The 7,365-nt window shown below is 59.1% G+C and carries 7 protein-coding genes and 1 pseudogene; 2 read left to right on the plus strand and 6 right to left on the minus strand.

Features of this window, described 5'->3' with window-relative positions; translation table 11 throughout:
* On the plus strand, positions 1-132 hold a 132-nt coding region (locus ACRC4F_RS18155), incomplete at its 5' end, for an integrase core domain-containing protein (RefSeq protein ID WP_438660596.1).
* Between the two features lie 49 nt (positions 133-181).
* Here the strand turns inward: ACRC4F_RS18155 and ACRC4F_RS18160 are convergent.
* The 4 genes from ACRC4F_RS18160 to ACRC4F_RS18175 form a co-directional block, all read right to left on the minus strand.
* Entirely contained in the window at positions 182-931 is a 750-nt protein-coding gene (locus tag ACRC4F_RS18160) for a FadR/GntR family transcriptional regulator (protein WP_438660591.1), read from the minus strand.
* An 87-nt stretch (positions 932-1,018) separates the two neighbouring features.
* The gene (locus tag ACRC4F_RS18165) at positions 1,019-2,746 is read right to left on the minus strand and encodes an ABC transporter ATP-binding protein/permease (protein WP_438660592.1); all 1,728 of its coding nucleotides are present in this window, start codon (positions 2,744-2,746) and stop codon (positions 1,019-1,021) included.
* A 96-nt stretch (positions 2,747-2,842) separates the two neighbouring features.
* A complete protein-coding gene (locus tag ACRC4F_RS18170) occupies positions 2,843-3,403 on the minus strand; it encodes a response regulator transcription factor (protein WP_109627955.1) in 561 nt (186 codons plus the stop codon).
* Positions 3,396-4,658, minus strand: a complete 1,263-nt coding sequence (locus tag ACRC4F_RS18175; protein ID WP_438660593.1) for an ATP-binding protein — start codon at positions 4,656-4,658, stop codon at positions 3,396-3,398. Before ACRC4F_RS18175 ends, ACRC4F_RS18170 begins: the two co-directional genes overlap by 8 nt.
* Positions 4,659-5,016: 358 nt before the next feature.
* Between ACRC4F_RS18175 and ACRC4F_RS18180 the strand changes: the two genes are divergently transcribed.
* Positions 5,017-5,733 (plus strand): SIMPL domain-containing protein, encoded by a 717-nt coding sequence (locus ACRC4F_RS18180; protein ID WP_438660594.1) that lies wholly within the window; start codon positions 5,017-5,019, stop codon positions 5,731-5,733.
* A 214-nt stretch (positions 5,734-5,947) separates the two neighbouring features.
* Here ACRC4F_RS18180 and ACRC4F_RS18185 read toward each other — a convergent pair whose 3' ends face one another.
* A complete protein-coding gene (locus ACRC4F_RS18185) occupies positions 5,948-6,136 on the minus strand; it encodes a hypothetical protein (protein WP_438660595.1) in 189 nt (62 codons plus the stop codon).
* A 286-nt stretch (positions 6,137-6,422) separates the two neighbouring features.
* Positions 6,423-6,647, minus strand: a pseudogene (locus tag ACRC4F_RS18190) (DUF6124 family protein); the annotation flags it as partial.
* Positions 6,648-7,365: the final 718 nt, after the last annotated feature.

The raw sequence follows: 7,365 nt of genomic DNA on the forward strand, positions 1-7,365 counted from the left end.
GACCAACGCGCGACCTACCTGACGTCGTGGTTGCACGAGTACAACTGGCATCGCCCGCATGCCAGCCTGAGTTATTTGCCACCGATTAGCCGAATAGCATCCGTGAACAACGTGGTGGGTTTACACAGCTAGCCTGCTAGTGATCGCTATCTGTCAGGCAACCATCCTCCAGCCTGGAAACCTACCCCCGCTGCGCCTCAGCCTCTTCATGCGCATGACGCAGACGCTCGCGACTGTTGGTCAAATGCAAGCGCATCGCCGCCCGCGCTGCATCCGAATCCTGGCGCGCGATTGCGTCGTAAATCTCTTCGTGCTCACGGCTCAGGCGATTCATGTAGTGCTGCTGGTCGTCATGGGCCAGGCGCGCTGAATTGAGGCGTGTGCGCGGAATGATGCTGGTGCCCAGGTGGGTCATGATGTCGGTGAAGTAGCGGTTGCCGGTCGCCAGGGCGATTTGCAGGTGGAACTGGAAGTCGGACGCCACGGCATCGCTGGCGTGAGAGACGCTTTCATTCAACGCGTCCAGCGCGGCGCGCATCAAGGCCAGCTGTTCCGGGCTGCGGCGTTGCGCGGCGAGTCCGGCGGATTCCACTTCCAGGCTGATGCGCAATTCCAGGATTGCCAATACATCCCGCAGGGTGACCACGGTCGCCGGGTCGATGCGGAAACCACTCGGGCTCGGAGTGTCGAGCACGAAGGTGCCGATGCCGTGACGGGTTTCCACCTGGCCAGCCGCCTGCAAACGGGAAATCGCCTCGCGCACCACGGTGCGGCTGACGCCATGGGCATCCATGATCGCCGACTCGGTAGGCAATTTATCGCCGCGTTTGAGCTGACCGTCGCGGATCTGTTCGGACAGCACCGTCACCAATTCCTGTGCGAGGCTGCGGCGCTTGCGAGGGAGGCGTGGTGCGTCGATCGGGTTTTCCATGGTGAACGTCGTTCTCGAAAAATTCGGCTGAAACCGCATCATAGCTCAACGCGGTTGTACGATCACCCCGCCCCGGTAGGCAGGGGTTTATGCGGTCACGGTTTGGTCCACCAAATGCCCATTTTCAATGCGCACATGCCGTGGGTGGAAACGCTTCAGGCTGCTGCGATGGCCGACGCTGACAATGCTCAGCCCCGGAATCTCATCGATCAACGCCTGATACAACGACGCTTCATCCTCTTCATCCATCGCCGACGTCGCTTCGTCCATGTACAACCACTGCGGTGCATAGAGCAGCGCGCGGGCGAAGGCTAGTCGTTGCTGTTCACCCGGCGACAACATGCGCTGCCAGTGATTGGCTTCGTCGAGCCGCGCAACAAGGTGCGGCAAGCGGCAAGTCTCCAGCACATGCACATAGCGCTCGTGCGGATACGTATCGCCCGCCTGTGGATAACTCAACGCCTCGCGCAGCGTACCAATCGGCAGATACGGTTTTTGCGGCAGAAACAGGTTACGCGCCACTGGCAGTCGAATGCTGCCATGACCCGCCGGCCATAGATGCCCCATCGCCCGGAATAATGTGGATTTACCGCTACCGGAACGGCCACTGAGCATCACGCGCTCGCCCTCCTCCACGGTCATGTCGGCGTTGGTCAACAGGTGACGACCGTCAGCCAGATCAAGGCCCAGGCTGTGCACCTTCAACGCCGTCCCCGAATTCTGCACGTCGATCGCCGGCGCCCGCTCTTCGTTGTCGGTCATGGCCTGGCGGAAGCTCAGCAGACGATCACAGGTGGCGCGCCATTCGGCGAGGTCCTGGTACGCGGTGATGAACCAGCTGAAGTTATCCTGGACGTTGGCGAACGCCGAGTTGATTTGCATCAGCTCGCCCAGTTCGATCTTGCCCGTGAAGTAACGCGGCGCAGCGACCATGAACGGGAAGATGACGGCGATCTGCTCATAGCCGGACGTAAAGAAGGTCAGGCGCTTGGACACTTTCATGATGTCCCAGAAGTTATGCCAGACCATCCCGAAGCGGTCGCTCAAACGACGGTTCTCGTTCGGCTCGCCGTTGTACAGCGCAATGCTTTCGGCGTTCTCGCGCACCCGCACCATGGAGAAACGCAGGTCGGCTTCGAAGCGTTGCTGGTTGTTGTTGAGGCCGATCAGGCGTCGGCCGATCAAATGTGTCAGCCAACTGGCGACGGCGGCGTACACCAGCGCGCACCAGAACATGTAACCGGGGATCGTGAAACCAAACACTTCGATGCTGCCCGATACGCCCCACAAAATAATCGAAAATGATACGAGGCTGACGATGTTGCGAATCAACCCGAGCCCCAGGCCCAGGGTGTTGGCGGTGAATTTGTTGAGGTCTTCCGATATGCGCTGGTCCGGGTTATCGGTGTAGCCGCCCTGCTCCAGCTGGTAGTAGTTTTTATGACTGAGCCAGCGGGCGAAGTGCTTCTCGGTGAGCCAGGCCCGCCAGCGAATCGTCAGCATCTGCGTCAGGTAAAGCCGATACACCGCGCCGAGAATCGCCACCGCCGCAATCCCGCAGAAATACAGGATCAGCTGCCAGAAAGCCGCTTCGTCCTTCTTTTGCAGGGCGTTGTAAAAATCCTTGTACCAACTGTTGATCCATACCGAAATCGCCACGCTGAACAGCGACAGCGCAATCACCGCGATCAGCAACGTCCAGGCCTTGCCCTTCTCTTCACTGCGCCAATACGGCGTGGTCATCGCCCAGACTTTGCGAAAAAACTGCCCGCGCACAGCATCGTTGACCGCGGAATACTCAGCGTTCTGATTCATGGAAAAGGCTCGATAAAGAAAAGAACACACACGAACCGATCATAGATGATCGGTTCGGGTTATCGCGAGGCTTGGCGATAATCGTTCAGCGTCCGTTCAGCGGCGGACCGGACGTTTCTGCAGTTTGCGCTGCAGCGTGCGGCGGTGCATGCCCAAGGCGCGGGCAGTGGCGGAGATGTTGCCTTCGTGTTCGGTGAGCACGCGCTGGATGTGCTCCCACTGCAGGCGGTCTACCGACATCGGGTTTTCCGGCACCAGGGTGTCGAGGTCAGCGTGCTCGGAGAGCAGCGCGGCCAGCACGTCGTCGGCGTCCGCCGGTTTGCACAGGTAGTTGCAGGCGCCACGCTTGATCGCTTCGACGGCGGTGGCAATGCTCGAATAGCCGGTGAGGATCACGACGCGCATTTCCGGGTCGAGTTCGAGCAGTTTGGGCAGCAGCACCAGGCCCGAGTCGCCGTCCATTTTCAGGTCCAGGGCGGCGTAATCCGGGATGTCGGCCTGGGCGATGACCAGACCTTCTTCAGCGGAACCGGCGGTGCTGACGCGAAAGCCGCGGCGGGCCATGGCACGGGCCATCACACGGGTAAAGGTTGCATCGTCGTCTACCAGCAGCAAATGCGGCAGTTCTTCGCCTTCAACTTGGATCTCGTCACTCATGTTCGTCTCCTCGGGCGACACGGGGCAGGCGCAGCTCGGTGAGCGTACCGCCTTCCTCATGACTGTAGAGTTTCACTGAGCCGCCGGCGCGTGTCACGCTGGCCTTGCTCAAAAACAGGCCCAGGCCGAAACCTTTGCCCTTGGTGGTAAAAAACGGTTTGCCGATCTGCTCGGCAATGGCCAGCGGCACACCGGCGCCGTGGTCACGAATGCTGATCGTCAGGTCCTCGGCACTCCAGTCCAGCGTCACCTGCAACCCTTCGGGACAGGCATCGGCGGCGTTGTTCAGCAAATTCAGCAGCGCTTGCGTCAGGTCCGGCGGCGGCGCCATGCGCGGCACAGTGCCCTGGCCCAGTCGCTGGAAGCGGTAACTGGCTTCCGGACGCATGAGGTGCCAGCGGTTCAGCGCTTCGTCTAGCCAGTCGGTGACGTCCTGCATCTCCACCGCCAGACGGCGATTGGCCTCGGCGGCGCGCACCAGTTGCTGCAAGGTCTCCTTACAGAGTTTGACCTGATCCTGCAGCACGCTCAAATCGTCCTGCAACAGCGGGTCATGGTGGTCCTGACGCATTTCCTTGAGCAGCACGCTCATGGTCGCCAACGGCGTACCCAGCTCATGGGCAGCACCCGCCGCCTGAGTCGCAACGGCCAGCAATTGCTGGTCGCGCAGGCCTTCTTCACGACGGATAGCGCGCAATTCTTCCTGACGGCGCAGCTCTTCGGCCATGCGCGCGGCGAAGAACGTGATGACTGCTGCGGCGAGGGCGAAACTCAGCCACATGCCGTAGATCTGCAGGTTTTCCCGGGCGATGGGAAAGGTTTCCAGCGGATAGAACTGCGCCAGCAACAACGTATAAAGCGCCAGCGCGATACCGGACAGAATCACCGAATAGCGCCATGGCAACGTCACGGCGGCGATGGTCAGCGGTACCAGGTAATAGGAAACGAACGGGTTGGTCGAACCGCCGGAAAAATACAGCAAGGCACTGTGGATAAACAGATCGCAGGCCAGTTGCAGGGCATATTCCAGCTCGGTCACCGGCCACGACGTGCGCAACCGAACCGCGGTGAACGCGCACAGCAGCGTCGAGCAGCCCAGGGTCATTGCCAGTTGCACCCACGGCAACGGCAGCAGATCGAACCAGTAGGCCAGGCCTACGGAACCGGCCTGAGCGGCGAGCACCAAAGTACGGATGAATGTCAGCCGCCAGAGGTTCTGGCGAGTCGCGGAAGTGATTTGAACGGGGGCGAGCATGAGCTCTCCTGATGAGCGCTCCAGGCGGATCGCACGGAGTATAACCAAGCACGGGGGTGGGCAGGCGAAAGTGCGGCAAACAGCCACAGTCTACGAACTGATATTTACCTTGTGGCGAGGGAGCTTGTTCCCGCTCGGCTGCGCAGCAGCCGCAAATTGGTTGACTCGGTTTAACTGAAGTAACGCGTTGACAGTTTTGAGCCTGCTTCGCAGTCCAACGGGAGCAAGCTCCCTCGCCACAGGGTCACCGGCATCTGTATAGAAGTTGTAACTGTGCGAACCGGATCAATAAAGTTAGAGTCTGATGGTTTCACGCAGGCTCGGACCTTAACCCCTGCGCACCGCCCAAGGAGTTTTCATGCACAGTTTCCGCCGCAGCGCCGCCCTTCTTGCCCTCAGCGTTGGCACCGTCGCCAGTCTCCCGGCCCTGGCCGCCGACGAGCTTCATTACAACCAGATCGCCCTGCGTGCCGAAGTCAGTCAGGAAGTGGCTCGCGACCTGATGATCGTGACCCTCTACACCGAAGAACAAAACGCCGACCCGGCCAAACTCGCCGCCGACGTCAGCACCACCATGAACAAAGCGCTGGCCCAGGCCAAACAGGTCAAAGAAGTCACCCTGCGCCAGGGCAGCCGCAACAGCTACCCGATCTACGACACCAAGGGCCAGAAAATCACCGGCTGGCGTGAACGCGCCGAACTGCGCTTGGAAAGCTCCGATTTCGCCGCCCTGTCGAAGCTGACCGGCGAACTGCTGACCGACCTGAAAATGGGCGGCATGGACTTCGCCATCGCCACCCCAACCCGCAAGGCCAGCGAAGACGCGCTGCTTAAAGAAGCCGTCACCGCCTTCAAGGCCCGCGCCCAACTGGCAACCGACGCCTTGGGTGGCAAGGGTTACAAAATCGTCAGCCTGAACCTCAACAGCAACGGTTATCCACAACCGTACATGCGCGGACCGATGATGATGAAAGCGGCCGGCATGGATGGGGCGCCTGTGACGCCTGAGGTTGAAGCAGGCACAAGCCAGGTGAGCATGACGGCGGATGGCGCGATTGAAGTGTTGATGCCTTGATCGGTAGGCGTTGAACGAAAACCGGCGATCAGTGCGTGATCGCCGGTTTTTTTGTGCCCTGAATAAACGGGGTTGAGCCGTCAGGCCTTGCAGTGATTGATCTGCCACAATCGCGGGCAAGCTGAATCGCCGCACAGCCGCCCCCACAGGATGTGTGCTGATTGAAGTTGGCGCAGGACCTTGTGAAAGCTGGTTTGCCTGCGATGAACGGTAGCTAAAAACGATCACCGCGATCTGCGGCGATCAACTCTTTAATGCGGCTCCACGCATCGTTTTCTCGGCCGTACTCTCCGTCTTTCAAATCTCCATGTTGAGCAATGCGCCACGAATCGTAACGGGGTCCGGATACAAGAAAAACTTCATAGCCGTGCTGTTTTGCCTCAGATTTTTCTTCATGGGTCATGATTATTTCCTTATAAAATTTCGCATGTCGTTGAAGCCAACCACCTGGTTGGTACCAGACTGTTACGACGACTTGTGATCATGTTCAATGAAGTTGCGCGATGTTTCTACTGTCATACCTGACAGGTGCAGGCAGTTTTCAGATCCACTTGCTCATTCAAGAAAAGGTCGAACCACCAGGATCTTTTCTGGTTGATCTGCCGCCATCGCGAGCAGGTTCCCACATCGGTTCTATGTACCCAGATTCTTGTGGGAGCGAGCCTGCTCGCGATGAACGATGACGCGGTCTACGCCGGATCGACGTTATCCAGTGCCCGATTTACCGCCAATTCCGCCAGCATGATGATCTGCTGAATCGCCAATACCGTAGTGCGCTGCGGGACAATCAGGTCAGTAGCGAAATCACTGGCCATGACACTCGCCGAAGCCAACGACTCGCAGGCTTGGGCCAGGAGACTTTCAGTGTCCATGTCCGTGGCGATCATGAACATCGTGCTGGGGCGGCGGGGTTTGGTTGGTTTTATTGAAACTTGAATCGGAATTATCGTTGTCCATTTACAGCTCCTAATCTTAATTGGAGCCAACACTTGCCGTTATGGTCGTGAGGGCTTTCGCCCTACTGATTCAGGTTTCCACTCCTGGCCGCTGGATTAGCAGCGACAGGAACGAGATTAGAGACACTGCTTCCTACCCGGCACCTGAAAAATGCGTGGGAAAGCGCTGTGTTTTTTACACATCATCAAACACACAAAAATGGAACGCGACGTTCCTGGCGGCATTTCTACGCGAAGCATGGGAACGATCAATCGGGAGCGACAGAAAGAGATAGGTCGGCTGTCCGGCTGCCATCGCTGGAAGGCCAACTCCCACAGTGGAATTTTGTACATCCGCAAGATATTGGTCGGCTGTCAGGCCGCCATCGCTGGCTAGCCAGCTCCCACAAGGGTTCGGGGTACATCTGCAAGTTAGTGGTCGGCTGTCAGGCCGCCATCGCTGGCAGGCCAGCTCCCACAGGGGTTCGTGTACATCTGCAAGTCACCGGTCGGCTGTCAGGCCGCCATCGCTGGCAGGCCAGCTCCCACAATGGATCTGCGTTCGGCTTTTGCTTCCCACCACTCATCAGGCCGAGCGTTAGCTCGCCTTCAGCTTTTGATCTTGATCCACCCGCCCCTTTCGGGAGGCTGAGTGGAGGCGTTCATCCGGGGATTGGCGCGCAGCGCCGTTCGACGC

The sequence above is a fragment of the Pseudomonas sp. genome (genome assembly GCF_051660785.1).
Classification (GTDB): domain Bacteria; phylum Pseudomonadota; class Gammaproteobacteria; order Pseudomonadales; family Pseudomonadaceae; genus Aquipseudomonas.

Coding starts and splice junctions, on each gene's coding strand:
- ACRC4F_RS18175 (WP_438660593.1), bottom strand. CDS start 4,658: ATGCTCGCCCCCGTTCAAATCACTTCCGCGACTCGCCAGAACCTCTGG.
- ACRC4F_RS18170 (WP_109627955.1), bottom strand. CDS start 3,403: ATGAGTGACGAGATCCAAGTTGAAGGCGAAGAACTGCCGCATTTGCTG.
- ACRC4F_RS18165 (WP_438660592.1), bottom strand. CDS start 2,746: ATGAATCAGAACGCTGAGTATTCCGCGGTCAACGATGCTGTGCGCGGG.
- ACRC4F_RS18160 (WP_438660591.1), bottom strand. CDS start 931: ATGGAAAACCCGATCGACGCACCACGCCTCCCTCGCAAGCGCCGCAGC.
- ACRC4F_RS18180 (WP_438660594.1), top strand. CDS start 5,017: ATGCACAGTTTCCGCCGCAGCGCCGCCCTTCTTGCCCTCAGCGTTGGC.
- ACRC4F_RS18185 (WP_438660595.1), bottom strand. CDS start 6,136: ATGACCCATGAAGAAAAATCTGAGGCAAAACAGCACGGCTATGAAGTT.